Source organism: Dokdonella sp. (assembly GCF_019634815.1).
Taxonomy (GTDB): domain Bacteria; phylum Pseudomonadota; class Gammaproteobacteria; order Xanthomonadales; family Rhodanobacteraceae; genus Dokdonella_A.
Map to the genome: position 1 here is coordinate 63170 of NZ_JAHCAP010000009.1, position 17527 is coordinate 80696.

Annotated in this window: 11 protein-coding genes; 2 read left to right on the forward strand and 9 right to left on the reverse strand. The window is 64.7% G+C overall.

The features are described from left to right. Positions 1 to 5 precede the first annotated feature (5 nt). The 5 genes from KF759_RS06610 to KF759_RS06630 all read right to left on the reverse strand — a co-directional run bounded on the left by KF759_RS06610 (position 6) and on the right by KF759_RS06630 (position 8748). Positions 6 to 2036 (reverse strand): M13-type metalloendopeptidase, encoded by a 2031-nt coding sequence (locus KF759_RS06610; RefSeq protein ID WP_291223802.1) that lies wholly within the window; start codon positions 2034 to 2036, stop codon positions 6 to 8. A 77-nt stretch (positions 2037 to 2113) separates the two neighbouring features. Further along, positions 2114 to 4138 carry a M13 family metallopeptidase gene (locus tag KF759_RS06615; protein WP_291223804.1) on the reverse strand — a complete coding sequence of 675 codons (2025 nt, stop codon included), beginning with the start codon at positions 4136 to 4138 and terminating at the stop codon, positions 2114 to 2116. Positions 4139 to 4179: 41 nt separating this feature from the next. Then, positions 4180 to 6201 (reverse strand): M13 family metallopeptidase, encoded by a 2022-nt coding sequence (locus KF759_RS06620; protein WP_291223806.1) that lies wholly within the window; start codon positions 6199 to 6201, stop codon positions 4180 to 4182. Between the two features lie 115 nt (positions 6202 to 6316). Continuing rightward, complete coding sequence (locus tag KF759_RS06625; RefSeq protein ID WP_291223807.1) at positions 6317 to 8110, reverse strand: M14 family metallopeptidase; 1794 nt, start codon at positions 8108 to 8110, stop codon at positions 6317 to 6319. Beyond that, entirely contained in the window at positions 8107 to 8748 is a 642-nt protein-coding gene (locus KF759_RS06630) for a DUF502 domain-containing protein (RefSeq protein ID WP_291223809.1), read from the reverse strand. Before KF759_RS06630 ends, KF759_RS06625 begins: the two co-directional genes overlap by 4 nt. A 120-nt stretch (positions 8749 to 8868) precedes the next feature. Here KF759_RS06630 and KF759_RS06635 point away from each other — a divergent pair, with 120 nt between their 5' ends. Continuing rightward, positions 8869 to 9417: an AAA family ATPase gene (locus tag KF759_RS06635; RefSeq protein ID WP_291223811.1), complete on the forward strand. Its 549-nt coding sequence runs from the start codon at positions 8869 to 8871 to the stop codon at positions 9415 to 9417. A 3-nt stretch (positions 9418 to 9420) separates the two neighbouring features. Here the strand turns inward: KF759_RS06635 and KF759_RS06640 are convergent, their stop codons facing one another. The 3 genes from KF759_RS06640 to trxA form a co-directional block, all read right to left on the reverse strand. Beyond that, on the reverse strand, positions 9421 to 10587 hold the full coding sequence (locus KF759_RS06640) for a TIGR03032 family protein (RefSeq protein WP_291223813.1): 1167 nt from the start codon (positions 10585 to 10587) through the stop codon (positions 9421 to 9423). A gap of 61 nt (positions 10588 to 10648) precedes the next feature. Then, a complete protein-coding gene (locus tag KF759_RS06645; protein ID WP_291223814.1) occupies positions 10649 to 11206 on the reverse strand; it encodes a hypothetical protein in 558 nt (185 codons plus the stop codon). Positions 11207 to 11327: 121 nt separating this feature from the next. Beyond that, positions 11328 to 12194 (reverse strand): thioredoxin, encoded by an 867-nt coding sequence (gene trxA, locus KF759_RS06650; protein ID WP_291223816.1) that lies wholly within the window; start codon positions 12192 to 12194, stop codon positions 11328 to 11330. Between the two features lie 113 nt (positions 12195 to 12307). On the opposite strand from trxA, the gene KF759_RS06655 reads away from it, so the two are divergent. Then, entirely contained in the window at positions 12308 to 13138 is an 831-nt protein-coding gene (locus KF759_RS06655) for a cytochrome c (protein WP_291223818.1), read from the forward strand. Positions 13139 to 13267: 129 nt separating this feature from the next. Here the strand turns inward: KF759_RS06655 and KF759_RS06660 are convergent, their stop codons facing one another. Then, positions 13268 to 17500, reverse strand: coding sequence for a proprotein convertase P-domain-containing protein (locus KF759_RS06660; RefSeq protein ID WP_291223821.1), 4233 nt, complete (start codon positions 17498 to 17500; stop codon positions 13268 to 13270). Between the last annotated feature and the right edge of the window lie 27 nt (positions 17501 to 17527).

The window sequence follows — 17527 nt, forward strand, 5'->3', positions numbered from 1 at the left end:
TGCCGCTACCAGATCTTCACCTGTGCCTTGGCATCGCGCACCATCGCATCACCTGGCTTGCAGTCGAAAGCCTTGGCGAACGCGGGCATGTTCGATGGCGCGCCAATCGCGCGAAACCTTGCCGGCGCGTGCGGATCGGTGTTGAGCAGGACGAGTTGGGCCTTTTCGCGGATGTTGCCGCGCCAGACGCGCGCCCAGTTGAGAAAGAAGCGCTGCTCGCGGCTGAGGCCATCGATCATTGGATCGGGCTTGCCCGCGCTGGCTTTCTCCAGCGCGTCGAAGGCGAAACTCAGGCCGCCGAGATCGCCGATGTTCTCGCCGAGGGTGAGCTTGCCGTTGACGTGCTGGTCGGGATGGTCGGCGAGTGGCACGTAGGCGTCGAACTGGGCCACCAGCTTGGCGGTACGCTCGTCGAAGCGATCGCGATCCTCCTTGCTCCACCAATTCGCATTGTTGCCCGCGCCGTCGAATTGACTGCCCTTGTCGTCGAAACCGTGGCCGGACTCATGGCCGATCACCGCGCCGATGCCGCCGTAGTTGATGGCGTCATCACCATCGGCATAGAAGAACGGCGGTTGCAGGATCGCCGCCGGGAAATTGATCGTGTTGGTGGCGGCGCTGTAGTAGGCGTTCACCGTCTGCGGTGTCATGAACCACTCGTAACGATCGGTGGGCTTGCCAATCTTGTCGAGCGCATAGCGGTAATTGAACGCGGCCGCGGCACGCAGGTTGGCAGCGAAGTCGTCGCCAACGATCTTGAGGCCGTCCCATTGCCGCCACTTGTCGGGATAGCCGATCTTGGGCAGGAAGGTCGCCCACTTCTGCAGTGCCTTTTCACGGGTGGCCTGGCTCATCCAGTCGAGCTTTTCCAGTCGCGCGCGCATCGCGTTGTTGACGTTGTCGACCAGTTGCTGCGCACGCTGCTTGGCAGCGGGCGGGAAATGCTGTTTGACGTAGAGCTCGCCGAGCGCCATGCCCATGCTGCCATTGACGGCATCGAGTACGCGCTTCCAGCGCGCGCGCTGTTCGGGCTGGCCATTGAGCGTCTTGTCGTGGAATTCGAAGCTCGCCTGCTGGAACGGTTTGGACAACCACGGCGCAGCATCATCCAGGGTGTGTGCGCTGAGATAGTCGCGCCATTGTGCGATCGGCACTTCGGCGAGCATGCGGTCGAATTCGGTGAAGAACCCGGGTTGCGACAGCGAAAAGCCGTCGCCCGGCACAAGCTCAAGTGCCTTGAAGAAGGCCACCCAGTCGAAATGGGGTGTGAGCTTGGCAGCTTCGGCAAAGCTCACGAAGTGGAACTGATTCCTGGGATCGCGCAATTCCACGCGCGACAGCGAGGCCTTGGCCAGGCGCGTTTCGAATGCCAACACATTGCGCGCGCGCTGCTGCGCCTTGTCCGGCTTGTCGCCACTGAGTTCGAACAGTTTGCCCAGATGGGCGGCGTAGGCCTCGCGCAGGGCCTTGTGTTCGTCCTTGCTGTAGTAATCGGGTGTGGGCAGACCGAGGCCGCCTTGACTGGCGAAGGCGATCTGGCGACGCGCATCCTTGAAGTCGGCGCCGGGTCCGAAACGAAATCCCACGCCGTCACCGCGCGCGAAAGCCTGGCCGAGCCAGCGCGTGAGATCGGCGCTGGTCTTGAGCCTGGCGATGGCGTCGAGGTCGCCCTGGATCGGCTTCAGGCCCGCCTTGTCGATGGCGGCCTCATTCATGCCCGAACGGTAGAGCCAGCCGATCTTCTGTTCGATCGAGCCGGCCGTCGCCTGATCGGCATCCTTGGCAGCCTGCTCGACGATCGCGTGCTGCGCGGCGAGGCTGTGCTCGCGCAGCGCATCGAACGCACCCCAGCGGGTGCGATCGGGCGGGATCGGGTTGGCGGCGATCCACTTGCCATTGGCGTAGGCGTTGAAGTCGGCGCAGGCAGAAACGTTCTTGTCGAGGTCGGCGATATCGAACACCGGCGCGGCCAGCGCGTGCGCACCCAGCGCAAGCGAGGAAGCGAGAGACAGGCATAGCGGGCGGAATCGGAACATGGCAAACCTCATTGCGGGAAACACGATTGAATCAAACCGGCGGCGCCCAGCCGTGTGGATGGGCGCCGCGGCTCACGTCACCAGATCTTCACTTGCGCATCGCCGCCGCGCACCATCGCATCACCGGGCTTGCAGGCAAAGGTGCTTGCGAACTGCGGCATGTTCGAAGGTGCGGCGATCGCGCGGAACTGCGTGGGTGCATGCGGGTCGGCATTGAGCATGACCTGCGCGCGTTCGGGACGCACCGAGCCACGCCACACGCGTGCCCAGTTGAGGAAGAAGCGCTGGTCTGGCGTGTAGCCATCGATCTTGTGGTTTTCCTGCGGATGGGTCTTGAGAACCTTCTGGAACGCATCCCAGGCCACGTTGAGGCCACCGAGGTCGGCGATGTTCTCGCCCAGCGTGAGCTGGCCGTTGACGTGCTTGCCCGGCAGCGCTTCATACGCATTGAACTGTTTGACCAGCTTGTCGGTACGCGCGTCGAACTTGGCGCGGTCATCCTTGCTCCACCAGTTGACATTGTTGCCCTGCGCGTCGAACTGGCTGCCTTCGTCATCGAAGCCGTGGGTCGCCTCGTGACCGATCACCGCGCCGATGCCGCCGTAGTTGAGTGCATCGTCGGCCTTGGCGTCGAAGAACGGTGCTTGCAGGATGGCCGCCGGGAAATTGATCGTGTTGTCGGTCGGGTTGTAGTAGGCGTTGACGGTCTGTGGTGTCATGCCCCATTCGAGGCGATCGGTCGGCTTGCCGATCTTGGCCACGTCCCAGTCGTGATTGAAGCGCGCCGCCGCAAGGATGTTGCCGAAATAGTCATCGGGCTTGAGCTGCAGGCCGGACCAGTCACGCCACTTGTCGGGATAGCCGATCTTGGGCAGGAAGCTCGCCCATTTCTCCAGCGCCTTCTTCTTGGTTTCCGCGCTCATCCAATCCAGGCCCTCGATGCGCGTCTTGAGTGCGGCCACGACGTTGTTGACCAGTTCCAATGCGCGCGCCTTGGACTCGGGCGGGAACGCCTTGGCCACGTAGAGCTCGCCCAGCGCCATGCCCATCGTCTCGTTGGTGGCGCCGAGCACGCGCTTCCAGCGTGGTTCCTGCTCCTTCTGGCCGTTGAGCTTGCTCTTGTAGAACGCGAAGGATTCGTCGGCAAAGGCCTTGGACAGGTAAGGCGCGGCACCGTCGATCGCATGGGCGCGGAAATAGGCCTGCCAGTGGCTGACCGGCACGTCGACGAGCATCTTGTCGAACTCGGCGAAGAACTTCGGCTGCGACAGCGAGAAGCCGCCCTGGATATCGGCGTGCTGGGCCGCAAAGAACTTGCTCCACGAGAAGTTCGGCGAAGCCTTGTCGGCGTCGGCGAGGCTGACGAAGTGGTACTGGTTTTCCGGCTTGCGCCACTCGACCGGTGTCAGCGAGGCACTGGCAAGTCGCGTCTCGAATGCGAGCACGCGATCGGCATCGCGCTTGGCGTCAGCCGCGTTTGCGCCGCCCAGTTGCAGGATCTTGGCTACATGCGCCAGATAAGCGTTGCGCACTTCCTTGTACTCGGGCTTGCTGTAGTACTCGCTGGTTGGCAGCGCCAGGCCACCCTGCATCGCAAACGCAATCTGCACCTTGGAATTCTTGAAGTCGGCGCCGGCACCGAACATGAACATGCCGCCTTCGCCGCGGGCATGACTGTCGGTGATGTAGCGGGCGATGTCCTGCGGCGTCTTGAGCGCGGCAATGCGATCGAGCTCGGGCTTGAGCGGCGTGAGGCCGGCCTTTTCGATTGCCGCTTCGTCCATGCCGGCGTGGTAGAACCAGCCGATCTTCTGCTCGATCGAGCCGGCCGCAGCCTTGTCGGCATTGCGCGCGGCGGCCTCGACGATCTCGTGCTGGGTGTTGAGACTCTGCTCGCGCAGTGCATCAAACGCGCCCCAGCGCGTGCGATCAGCCGGAATCGGATTGGCGGCGACCCATTTGGCATTGACGAAGCCGTTGAAGTCGGCGCAGGGGCTGATCCTGGCATCGAGATCGCTGACGTCGAATGAAGCAGCCATGGCGCTGGTTGAAAGTGCGGCACAGATGGCCAGCGCGAGGTGCTTGGCGGAAATCGGATACATGGGCGTTCCTCTGTTTTGCCTTCAGTGAAATGCGGAGTGAATCACCAGATGTCCACGCGTACATTCGCGGGACGGGCCATCGGCTGGCCGTTGCGGCAGCCGAAGGCAGTGGAAAATTGCGGCAGGTTGCTGACCGGGCCGTTGACGCGGTACTTGGCCGGAGCATGTTCGTTGGACTGTACCTGCAGGCGCAGCGCCTCGGGCCGCTGCTGGGTGCGCCAGCTCTGCGCGAAGGACAGGAAGAAGCGCTGCGCCGGGCTCAGGCCATCGATCTTCTCGCTGCCCTTGGCCTGCGCAGTGAGCCCGAAGGCATCCCAGGCCACCAACAGGCCGCCGAGATCGGCGATGTTCTCGCCCAGCGTGAGCTTGCCGTTGATGTGCAGCTCATCGATCGGCACATAGGCGTCGAACTGCTTGACCAGCCTGGCAGTGCGCGCCTCGAAGCGCTTGCGGTCATCGGCGGTCCACCAGTCGCTCAGGTTGCCCTTGGCGTCGAAGCGGCTGCCTTGATCGTCGAAGCCATGCAGCAGCTCGTGGCCGATCACGGCACCGATTGCGCCGTAGTTGACGGCATCGTCGGCGTTGGCATCGAAGTAGGGCGGCTGCATTTGCGCCGCAGGGAACACCACCTCGTTCTGCAGCGGGTTGTAATAGGCGTTGACGGTCTGCGGCAGCATCATCCATTCGCTGCGGTCCAGCGGCTTGCCGATGCGCGCAATCTGGCGCCGCTTCTCGAATGCATTGGCGGCGTGCACGTTGTCGAAATAGCTTTCGCGCTTGATGGTGAGCGCCGAATAGTCGCGCCACTTGTCGGGATAGCCGATCTTGGGTGTGAAGGTGGCGAGTTTGGCAAGTGCGGCCTGTCTGGTCGCATCGCTCATCCAGTCGAGTTTTTGCAGGCGTGCGCGCAATGCGGTCTGCAGATTCTCGACCAGCACCACCGCCCGCTGCTTGGCCTGCGGCGGGAAACGACGTTGTACGTACGCCTCGCCGAGCGCGAAACCGAGCGCGCGGTTGGTGGCGTCGATTGCACGCTTCCAGCGCGGCTTGAGCTCCTGCACGCCGCGCAGGGTACGGCCACGGAAATCGAAGTTGGCATTGACGAAGGCAGTGCTCAGATCGTTGGCGACGGCATCGACCAGGTGCCAGCGCAGGTAGGCTTGCCAGTGCGTCACCGGCACCTTGGCGAGCGCGTTGTCGGCAGCGGCGAAGAACGCGGGTTGCGACAGCGAAAAGCGGTTGATGTCCTTGCGGCCGAGCGCGGCAAAGAGTGCGCTCCAGTCAAGATGCGGATTCTGCGTGTCGGCCGCGTGTACATCGACCATGTGGTAGAGATTGAGCGGCTCGCGCAGGGCGACAAGGTCAAGCGAGGCCTTGGCCAGCTGCGTTTCCAGATCGACGACCCATTCGGCCTGCCGGGCCGGATCGCCGACGCCGATCAGACCGAGCATGCGTGCGACGTGGGCGCGGTATTGGCCGAGCAGGGTCGTCGCCTTGGCATCCTTGCGCAGGTAGTAGTCGCGGTCGGGCAGACCCAGTCCGCCCTGCATCGCGTAAGCGATCACGAGGTCGGGGTTCTTCATGTCCGACTCGACTTCCAGACGGAACAGCACGGGCAGGCCCTGTGTGTGCCAGTCGCGCACCAGCGCAGCGACCTCGGCGCCCGTCTTGATTGCGTCGATGCGCGCCAATTCGGCCTTGATGGGCGAATATCCGGCCGCTTCGATCGCCGGCTCATCGATCGCGCTGGCGTAGAAATCACCGATCTTCTGTGTCGTGCTGCCGCTTGCGCCAGGGTTTTTTGCGGCGTCTTCGAGAATCCCGCGCAGCAGCTCGAGATTGCGCTCGCGCAGTTCGTCGTCGAGACTCCATTGACTGTATTGCGCGGGGATCGGATTGGCGGCGAGCCAGCCGCCATTGGCGTGCTGGAAGAAATCGCTGCAGGCGCCGGTGTTGCTGTCGAAATTGCGCGGGTCGATGCCGCTCTGGTTGGTGTGGGCAAGCGCGGTGCCGGACACCAGCAGCGTTGCTGCGCTCAACGCACAGCGGAGTATCGGGGACATGGAAAGCCGCAGTCTGCCAATGAAGTGGTGGAGCGTAGCGGTCCGGGCGCGTGCCAGCCCGTGTCGAAGGTCACTGCAGCCCACCACGCGGCGCAGCGCGCGGGCCTGGCAACACTCAACGGCGCGCGGCGGCAAGCGCTGCGGCGTCAAGCCGCACCACGGGATAGGCACCGATCCGCTGCGCCGCATACCAGGGGGAGCGGTCGTAAAAGAATGCGAGTCGCGCCGACGGCGAACGGGCGAATTCGGCGTCGTTCTCGAGCCGCGCTTCGAATTGCCGACGCAGTGCCGGATCCTTGGCCAGCATGTCGCGCGCGAGCTGTTCGGCCACGCGCGGGTCGGCGTATTCCTTCTGCTCGAAGATTGCATCGAGAAAACCCCAGCGCAGCAGCGAGTCCGCGGCAGCCGGTTCGAGCAGGTTGGCGGCCAGATTCACCAGTGGCTGATCGACCGGAACCAGCATCGCGCCCGGTGCGAAGTCGAGACGGGCCCGCACTGCAGTCTGATTGAAATCGCGCAGCAGGTGATGACCTTCGAATGAAGCCTGTTGCCATTTGGGCTGGTCGAGCTGATAGCGCTCGACCGTGAGCTCGAGTGGACGATCGACACGCTCCATGCGGACACCGTGTTGACGCAACTTGTCGACCAGCTGCGGCCAGCCCGCGGGGATCAGCCAGGCCGAGGGCAGGGTGACGCTGCGTGTGGGCACGAGGTCGCGAAAGTTCGGAATCACCCAGGTGCGCGGCTTGCGCGGATCGTAATACACGAAGGCATCACCAGAGATCGCGCTCGGCTCGGTCTTGAACTCATAGCCCTTGAAGGTGAACGGCACGGACTGCTTCGAGGTTTCGAAAGCGACCGCAAGCGACGTGCCGGCGCCTCGCGCGGCAACTTCGGTATCGGCCTGCGTGACCGCCTTGCGCAAGGCGCCGTCATCACGGGCCAGGCGCTCGAGCGTGGCCAGCACGAGATCGTGCACGGCCTTCACGCGCACCGCATAGGGTTTGAGCATATGCGTCTCGACCAGCAGGGCGGCGCGATTGCGCAGCGCGACATAGCCGGTCGAGAAGCGCGGCCCCGAGCCGAAGTTGGCGATTCCCTTGGTGATGTCCCTGTGATCGACGCCATCGAGGTAAGGCGCGGCGAGATGCCCCATCTTCTCGAAAGCGGGCAGGATGTCGCCCTCGAAGGCCTTGGTTTGCCATTCCTGCACGGATGCGGGCAGCGGACCCCATTGCTCCATGTACCAGGTGAGGTCGTACTGGAAGTCGGCGCCGTCAGTGGTGTGGATGTCGAGGAACAGATCGGGCTGCCAGGCGTCGAACAGCGCCAGCCAGTCGCGCATTTCCGGCGCGTCGGCTTTCATGTAATCGCGGTTCAGATTGAGGTTCTGCGCAGTCGCGCGGTAGCCCATCCGCGCCGGGCCGTTCTGGTTGATGCGGTTGAAGGGCGTGGCGTTCTCGTGGCCGTCGACATTGAAGATCGGCAACCAAACCAGAATCGTGTGATCGAGCAATTTGGCGCGCTTGCGTTCGAAGGCGAGGTCACGCAACAGCATGAGCGCGGCATCCTTGCCTTCGATCTCGCCGGCATGGATGCCCGATTGCACCAGCAGGATCGTCTTGCCAGAGGCGCGCGCCGCCTGCGGCGTGAATTCGCCGCCGCCCGCGGCCACCACCAGCATGAGATCACGGCCTTCGGGCGACACACCAAAGCGCGACAAGCGGATACGCCTCGGAGCCGCTTCGGCCAGCCGTTGCAGCCAGGCCTTGGTTTCGGCATAACTCGGCGTCGTCTGGAACTTGGCCTTTTCGGCCGGCGTGCGCCAGTCGGCAGTCGGCTCGGCGTGAACGACACCGGTACTTGCGCAACATGCGGCAAGGGCCAGCAGGAAACGGCGCAGCCTCATGGCGCCTTGCGTCCGATCGCGAAGGAAACCCGGTCGGGCGAAGTGGCGCCAACCGAGAGAATGAAGGCCATCGCCTGATCGAAGCTCCAGTCGGTGGCGACGAGGCGATCGACAGGAACGATTTCGAGATAGCCGCCGGTCGGATTGGGCGTGGTCGGCACATAGACTGCGGCCAGTTCAACGCCATCGGCATCCTGGAACACACGGGTGACGAAGCCGAGGGTCTTGAGTTCAGGCGAAGGAAAGTCGATCAAAACCACACGCTGGGTGCCGCTGGGCTTGCTCTGCAGCATCGCCATCAGCTTCTTGGCGCCGCCGTAGATGCTGTGCGCGATCGGGATGTGCTCGATCAGCTTTTCGAACAGCGCCAGCGCGCGTTGACCGAGAACGCGCGAAGCCGCAAAGCCGATGATGTAGAGCAGGGCCAGCGTGATCACGAAGGCCAGCAGCGAGAGCAGCCATTCCTGGTGCAGATGGCCCAGGGTTTTGGGGTAGGCATTGACGAGCGCCGTGATCCACGGCAGGTTGACTTCCGAGAGCATCGAGAAGATCGACTTGAACACGATCCAGGTCAGCCACACCGGAATGATCGTGAGCAGGCCGGCAAACACGTAGCGCTGGACGTGGAGGGAGCGCATGGCTGTTCCGTTGATCGATGACAGGCGCGACGCGAGTCGCGCAACCGCCTCGATTCTAGCCGATGTGGTGCGGGCACCGGCTGCGCGCGGTGTGCGGCGTGCCGGCCGCGGGAGCTTGCGTTGAACACCGCCGGACAGCGCTACATCATCGTCGTCATGGGCATACCTGGCGCGGGCAAGAGCACGATCGCGCGTGCGCTTGAGCGCGAACTGGGCTTGCGCCGCGTGTGCCGCGACCTGATCCGTCGGGCGATGTTTCCGAGCAGCAATTTCAGTCGGCTGGAGAAGCGTGCGGCCTATCGCGCGGTTCTGCTGGCGACGGAAATCAATTGCCTGCTCGATGCGCCCAGCGTGCTCGATGGCATGACCTTTTCCCGGCGCAAGGATTTCGACGCAGTGGCCGCGCTGGCCGCGCGGCATGAATTCGCGGTGCTGCCATTGCTGGTGGAATGCGGGCCGGCAACGGCGCGCCAACGCATCGAGGCCGACATGGTGGACGGTGCGCATCCGGCCGGAGACCGGCGGCCGGCTCTGGTCGATGCGGTGGTGGCGCGTTTCCAGACGCCACCCGACAACACCATTCGCATCGACGGCGAGGCCGAACTCGATGTGATGTGCGCACAGGCACGCGCCAGCGTGGCGGCATGGCGCGCCAAGCGGTCGGGATGAATTTCAGGAGGCTGGATCGGCAGCTGCGGCGCTGTCGTTCGACGTGGGCGCGTCTGGTGCCTGCGGTGTGAAGCCAACTTCGCGCAGGGCCGCGTCGGGCAGGGCATAGGATTGGGCAAGCAGCTCGCCGTCGCTGATGATTTCCGGAAACAGCACACCCGGCAAGGCCTGCACGGCGAAGATTTCCTGCACCGAACCGGTGAACTTGAGCAGGGCGATGGTCTTGCCGGTTTCCAGATGCACGCCCCATACGCCGCTTTGGCGGTCGGCGTTGTCGTCGGTGATTTCGATGTCGGTGAAAGCGTTGGTCTCGCGCAGCTGCGACAGACCGATGAAGGCGACCGGACCGAGGAAGTCAAGCCCGCGGGCGAAGCCCGGCACGCTGGCGACATCGGTCTTGGTGCCGGTCTTGGGGTCAATCGTGACCAGTTTGCCGCGGCCCGATTCGAGCACCCACAGCTTGTTGTCGTACCAGCGTGGCGAATGCGGCATCGACAGGCCACGGGCAATCACCTTGTCGGTGGCCATGTCGATGAGGATGCCGCCATTGCGCTTGTTCTTGCGCCAGCCCTGCGGCTCGTTGGATTCGCCCAGCGCCGTGAGGTAGCGTGGCTTGCCATCGCGCATCGCCAAGCCGTTGAGGTGGCAGCGATCCTCCGGCGCGTAGTGGCTGACGAATCCCGGGCGCCAGCGCGGTACGAAGCTCGATCTCATGTCGAGGGTGCACAGACAGGAGAACAGCGTGTTCACGAACCACAAATCACCGTGCTTGTCCCAGGCCATCTCGTGGATGTCGATTGCGCCACTGATGTGGACGCGCCGCGCAAGGTAGACCGCATCGTGTCGTGGCGGATCCTGCAGGCGCTTGGCGACCGCAGGCATGTTGCGGAACTCGGCGATCTCGATTGCGGTGCCCAGCGCCAGGCGCTCGCTGTCGGCGGCCATGCCCATCGGGCGGTTGAAGTTGCGGTAATGGGTGTTGATGCTCGGGCCATCGGGACGCAGGATGACCAGTTTGCCGGCCTGGTAGGTGCTCACCAGCAGGCAGCCGCCGAGTTGACGCAGCAATTCGGGGAAATTGTTGGTGTGCATGCTGCCGAACACTTCGGCGATCGAGCGCGCCGACGCGGCGGCGGTTTCGGGCGCGGCGGGAGTTTCGTACGAGTTCATGAGGGCTCGGGCAGTTGCGTATCCGCATCCTGCCATAGCGGACGCCCGATGCGGAACGCGATCAGGGGCCGATGGGCGCTGGCTTGAGGCGAGCGCCCTTGAAGTAGAGCACACGCAAGTCAAGGCCACGCTCGCTGCGACCGATGTAGGTGAAGCGCGGATTGAACCAGGTTGCCATGCGGCCACGTTCGCGGAAACGATCGTTCTCGAGTTCGAGCAGCACGCCGATGCAGGGATAGTCGTGGGCGCGTGCATGCGCTTCGAGCAGCACGCAGGAACGCTTGAGCAGCGACATCACCAGGGACGTGGCCCGCCAGCGGGCGCCGACGAAGGTGCGCCAGTAGTACATCGGCTGTGCCAGACGAGGTGGCGTGAGCGCGATCGCGGTGCAGACGGCGGCGACTTCGCCGCTGCCGCTGCGCGCATGCATCACCACCTGCTTGACGCGCCGCTCCATCGCCGCCTCGTCATTGAGCGCGCCTTCGGCGCGCCAGAATGCCTTGATCGCATCGGCGTCGTCGTCGCGGATCTCGGGCCAGCAGACGATGTACTGAAAGCCATCGTCCTTGACCGTGGAAGGCGGGGAACCATCGCGGGAAGTTTCCGGAATCGTGCTCACGGCGTTTGCTGCTGGTGTCGGGATCGGCTGCGATATTGACGCAGTCGGGCGATGTTTTCAGCCATGGACTGCAACTCCGGCACGCGGCGGCCGTCAATCGCCGGCATGGGCATGTGGATTTTCAGAACAGCAGGGACGACATCCGTCGCCGATAGTTGCCGACCAGTTCCTCGTCGTCGAGCACGTTGAATGCTGCGACCAGGCGCTTGCGCGCCTGACCGTCGTGCCATTGGCGATCGGCTTTGAGGATGGCGAGGAATTCGTCGAGACCGGCAGCGGCATCGCCGTCGATGAGCAGGCGGACGCCAAGCAGATCGCGTGCGTCGTGATCGCCAGGATCACGCGCGATCCGCGCACGCAGTTCGCTGGCCGAAGGGGCGTCCTTGAGCGAGTGCGCGAATTCGAGCTGGCCGCGCAGGCGGCGCGCGCGATCATCGTTGGCGAGATTCGCGGGCAGCGCATCGAGCTCGGCTTCGGCCGCTTCGGCATTGCCCACCTGCATTTGCGCGACGGCGAGGTCCAGATGCAGTTCGGCCTTATCGGGTTCGGCGGCAATTTCCTGCTGGAGGCGCGCGATCGCCTGGTGTGGAGACTCCTCGGGCAGGCCCGCGGCGGGTTCCTGCGCGGCGGCTGCGGCGGGTTGCACGTGACGCAGCAGGAACTCGCGGATCGTGCTTTCGGGTTGGGCGCCGCCGAAGCCATCGACCGGCTGACCATCGCGGATCAGCACCACCGTGGGAATGCTGCGCACGCCAAATGCCGCGGCCAGTCCCTGTTCCTTGTCGACGTCGACCTTGGCCAGTCGCAGTGCACCGTTGAAACTGTCGACGAGCTTTTCAAGGATCGGACCAAGCGTCTTGCACGGCCCGCACCAGGTCGCCCACAGATCGACGAGGATCGGTTGCTGGAACGAAGCATCAAGCACTTCGCTCTGGAAGTTGGCTTCGGTGGCGTCGAATACGTGAGGCGAGGGCGCGGGGTTGGTCATCGGCGGACTCCTGATCTGCGAACGCGACATTGTGCCAGCGGCGGCGGTTTGCAAGCGCGCAGTGGATCGCGGTGTGACTAGAATCGGCCAATGTCCGCAGCCGGGAGAGAATGATGCGCTGGTTCCTGATCTGGCTGGTCTGTTGCACGGCCCCTGTGTGGGCTGCGCAGCTCACGATCGAATTGGGAGTCACCACCCGCAGTTTCGATTCGGCGCAACTGCTCGCACGCAGTGATGTGCGCGAGATCGAGATTCCCGCCGATGTCGCCTTCAAGCGCACGATGCGCTATCGCGCCGTGCCGCTGCGGGCCCTGCTTGCAGGTGCCGGCCCTGAAGATCACCTGCTGTTCGTCGCCGCCGACGGCTTCAGCGCGCCTATCCCGATGTCCCTGATCGACAACCGGCGCGGCAGCAGCGCATGGCTTGCGATCGAAGACCCTGCCCATCCGTGGCCGCCGTTGCCGGGCAAGGCGCAGGGTGCCGGGCCGTTCTACGTGGTGTGGACCCAGCCGGGTCTGGCTGGCATTGGTCCCGAACGCTGGCCCTACCAACTCGCGGCGATTCGCCGGCAGGCGCCGCCCGCGGATCGATTTCCGATGCTCGCACCCGATCCCGCGCTGTCGGCGAAGGATCCGGTATGGCGCGGATTTGCGGTGTTCCAGGCCCAATGTCTGGCCTGTCATACGCTCAATGGTGGGGGCGATGCGCAGCTGGGGCCGGATCTCAACTTGCCGCATGGACCGACCGAGTATCTCGGTGATGCCTTCCTGCGCCTGTATCTGCGCGATCCGCAAGCTCTGCGACGCTGGCCGCAGGCGCGCATGCCGGGCTTTGCCGTCGAGGTGCTGCCCGAAGGCGATCTCGATGCCTTGCTGGCGTACTTGCATCACATGACGGCGCGCAAGTCTCCGGCGCAGGCAAGGACCTCTCCCGCCCGACCCTGAGCATCGCTGCCCGGTTTCATGCCTGCTGCAGGCGGGTTGAGGGCGTCTGCTCGGAACTGCGCCCCGCAATCAAGAAAAAAGCCGCAGGCGCGAAGCCTGCGGCTTTGAAGGGTCCAGCTTGTTGCAACGTCAGGGCGTTTGGAAGCCGTCCGCGAAGATGCGGTCGGTGCAATCGATCACCACGTTGGTGACGTTGGCGCCCGCGATCGTGCCGCTGCCGTTCTGCGCGTAACAGTACAGATTGCCCGGCTGGGTCTGCACCGTGACTGCATAGGCCGCGCCGTTGGTCAGTCCGTTCGGGAAGCTGAAAGCCGTCACGCCCGAGGTGATCGCGATCGTTTGTGCGCCAGCGTTGAGCGAGAGCACGAGGCCGTTGGCACTCAGACCGAGAATCGAACCGCCGACCGTCCAAGTCGGAATCGTCACGCAAGTGACCGCGACATTGGTGACGTTCGCGCCGGAGATCGTGCCGCTGCCATTGGCGACCGCGCAGGTCTGGCCGCTCGGCTGTGTGGCGATCGTCACGGTATAAGTCGTGCCATCGGCCACCGCGGTCGGGAAGGTGAACGTGCCATTGGCGGCAATCGGCAGGCTCTGCGCGCCGGCATCGAGCGCGAGCACCAGGCCCAAACCGGTGAGGCCACTGACGTTGCCGCCGACCGTGTAGGTGTTGGTGACGCAGCTCACGGCCACGTTGGTGACGTTCGCGCCGGAGATCGTGCCGCTGCCGCTGGCGACCGAGCAGGTCTGGCCCGTGGGCTGGGTACCCACCGTGACCGCATAGCTGGCGCCATTGGCCAAGCCGGTCGGGAAGGTGAACGCACCATCGGCCGCCACCGGCAGCGACTGCGCGCCGGCATTGAGCGAGAGCACCAGGCCCGAACCCGTGAGACCGCTCACGTTGCCGCCCACCGTGTAGGTTGCCGCCGCGGTGCAGGTCACCGCCACATCGGTGACATTCGCGCTGCCGATCGTGCCGCTGCCATTGCTGACGCTGCAGACCTGGCCCGCAGGCTGGGTGCCCACCGTGACCGCATAGCTTGCGCCACTGGCCAAGCCGGTCGGGAAGGTGAACGCACCATCGGCCGCCACCGGCAGCGACTGCGCGCCGGCATTGAGCGAGAGCAGCAGGCCCGAACCCGTGAGACCGCTGACGTTGCCGCCCACCGTGTAGGTGGCCCCGGTCGCGGTGGTCGGGATCAGGCACCACTCGGCGAGGCTGCCGGTATCGCCACCGGCATTGTCGGTCGCCGTCAGCGTCCAGGTGCCGTTGAACGGTGCGCCCGCAAACACGGAATTGATCGGATTGTTCGGCGAGACCGTGCCCGACAGCGCCGGCGGCGTCGCATTGCACTGACCCTCGACCGGGGTGGTCGCGGCATCATCGAGCACGATGTCGAAGTCATTGTTGCTGCAACCGAAGCCCGAACCGGTGTAGCCCGGACGGTCGACCAACATCACGTTGCCCGCACCGCGCGAGAGCTGGAACTTGAGGTCACCCACCCAGGTGTGCGTGCCCTTGATCGAGACCTTGAGATTGGTCAGGGTCGAGGTGTCGGTCACCGTGATCGAATTGCTCACGCCGGTCGTGTTGTTGTCGGGAATCGCAGCGCCGACCGTGCTGCAGATCAGGTTGGCGGTGGTGAAGCTGAACATCGTCGAGACTGTTTCGCCGCAGGTGTTGACCGCCTTGACGCGCCAGTAGTAGGTCGTCAACGGCGACAGCGTGGTGGCCGTGTAGCTGGTGGCGGTGAGACCGCTTGCCGTCTGCACGATGTTCGTGAACGCCGAGTCCGTGGCGATCTCGATCGTGTAGCTGCTCGCGCCCGCAGCCGCCGACCAGGTCAGCGTCGGCGTGGTCGATGTGCCGCTGTTGCCGTCGCCGGGCGTGCTGAGGATCGGTGCGCTGGCAACGCCTGTGGTCACGACGAGCTGCGCGCTCGCGGAATGACCGGGGCTGCCGCTAGCGGTGCCGTCGACGGTGAGCGTGGCGGTGCCCGCCGCAGCGCCGTTGACATTGACCGTCATCGTCGAGGTGCCGCCGGGCGTGACCGTGCCCGGGCTGAACGAGGCGCTGATGCCGGCGGGCAGGCCGCTTGCGGCGAGCACGACCGGGCTGCTGAAGCCCATCTGCGAGCCGACGTTGACGGTGTAGCTGGTGCTGGCGGTCGGATTGGCGCACACGCCCTGGCTCGTCGGCGTGACCGCGAGCGTGAAGTCGGGCACATCGGCGCTGCAGGCCGGGCGCGTACCGCAGGCGATGCCGTGCGCACTGAACGCGTCCCAGATGCGGCAGCCGTTGGGCGTGCCGTCGCTGAGATTGCCGTTGTCGTCATCGGCGGCGAGGAACACCGTGTACCAGTTGTTCGAGCCGCAGCCATCGACGCTGGCGCTGGCATTGCAGGTGCCGCCCGAGGCGACGCGGTAGGCGGCCTTGCTCGGCGTGAGGCTGCTGTACCAGATGCGGTCCATTTCCTGCCAGCCCTGGGTCGAACCGTAGTGGCCGACCAGTGCTTGCGCCAGATCCCAGTTCGCCGAACTGGCGATATAGCTCTCGCAGTGGCCCTCATACCCCATCGGGCCCTGATAGGGCGAGATGCCATTGGCGTAGTACGGGCAGGCATAGCGGTCGCAGTTGATGCCGCTGTCGCTGGTTACGTTGGACGGTTTGGCAATCGTCGCTGCGCCCAGGGTGCTGAAGGCCTTCACATCGCGCACGCCGGTGCATGTCGCGTCGCAGTTGTAGCAGGGCACGCCCGGTTTGAAGTTCTTGCCGATGCAGGCGTCCTTGGTTTCGAGGAAGGCGAAGGTGTCGCCGACCGCCTCGCCGCTGCCCATGTCGCTGGCCGAGCCACCGCTGTTGGTGTCCATGCCGTGGCCCCACTCATGCAGGAACACCGCGGAGATTTCACCGGTATTGGAGCAGCCACCGCCGGACTTGAAGAAGTTCAGGCTGCTGCCATTCCAGTACGCATTGCAGGTGTCATCGATGTTCATGTTCGCGGTGACCTTGCCGGCGATCCACGAATTGCCCGGCAGGAAGGTCGAGGCTTTGCGATTGATGTTGGTCAGGTGATAGAAGCCGCTGCGCGAGGCATGCGTGTTGCCGGCGCCGCCGACGCCGGGTGTGGTGCAGTCGGTGCCGCCGCTGCTGCCGAACGCGAGGTTGCCGTCGGTCGCGTTGCTCAGCGAGATCGAGCCGCAGTTGTCGCTCATGCGGAAATACTTGCCGTCCAGCGTGACGGTGGCGGTGCCGCCCGAGTAGTCGTAGATGCCCAGCGCATCGGTGACCTTGGCGCCGCCGTTGGTGACGGCCGCGAACGGCATCGGCACCACGGTTTCCGGATCGGTATTGGTGGTCGGGTAGACGCCACCGGTGACGGTCGCATTGGCGTAGGTGTTGAGGTCGCGCACATCGATGACGCGATTGCTGTGGGCGTCGACGAGCACCTGGTAGGTGGTCTGATCGTCATTGACGCGGAACACGAAACGCCACACCAGTTCGTGCTCGTAGCCACTGCCCGCGACACCGGCGAAGGACTCGCCTGCGTCGTCGCCTGCAGGGCTCAGCGGCAGCAGCAGCAGCTCGCCGTCATTGATGAGTTCCTGCACCTGCGTGCCTGCAGGGAAAGCCAGCTCGCCGAGGGCCAGCGCAAGGGCAGCTTGCGGCGTAGACACCGGATGGGTGTCCTCGCGCACCGGGGCGACACGATAGCTGCCGAACTGGATGATGTTGCCTGCGGCGATGCGGAAGAACAGGTTGGCACCTTCCACGCGGACGCCGTCGTGGAACTGTTCGAACTCGACGAACCAATGCGAGTTGTCCTTGCCGTAGGCGGTGCTGCTGCCCGGGTCGGGATGGAACTCCATGCCCTTGCTGCCGAGCAGGTCGCTGTTGGCGGCAATGAAGTCGGTCAGGCGTGTCTCGACCGTGGCGAGATCGATCTCATCGCCGGCGGCCAGACCCAGCTCGGCCCGCGTGAGCGTATTGCCGTTGCCCGGGATCAGCGGCACGCCGCTGCCCTGAATCAGGTTCGGGCGATCGCTGCGGCTGTCCCAGCGCATTTCCCAGCTGCCGCCTTGGCGGGCAAGGAAGGCTGCCACCGCTGGGCGTTGTGAGGCGGCCGCGGCGAGGCTGGTGGTGGCTTCAAGCGCGGGCTCGACATCGAGCCCCTTGGCAATGATCGCGCGCTGCAGTTTGACCTGGGCGCCGCGCTGCGGCGGTGCCACTGGCTGGATCGCCAATGCGAGGGTGGTGAAAGCCGCGAGCACGAGTGCGATCAGGCTGCGGCTGTTGAACAGTTTGAACAACCCGCGCGCACGCACCGTGCGGCGGGCCTGGAGGCCAGTCTTGGATGTCATCGGTTTTCCCCGGCGAAAATTGTGCGA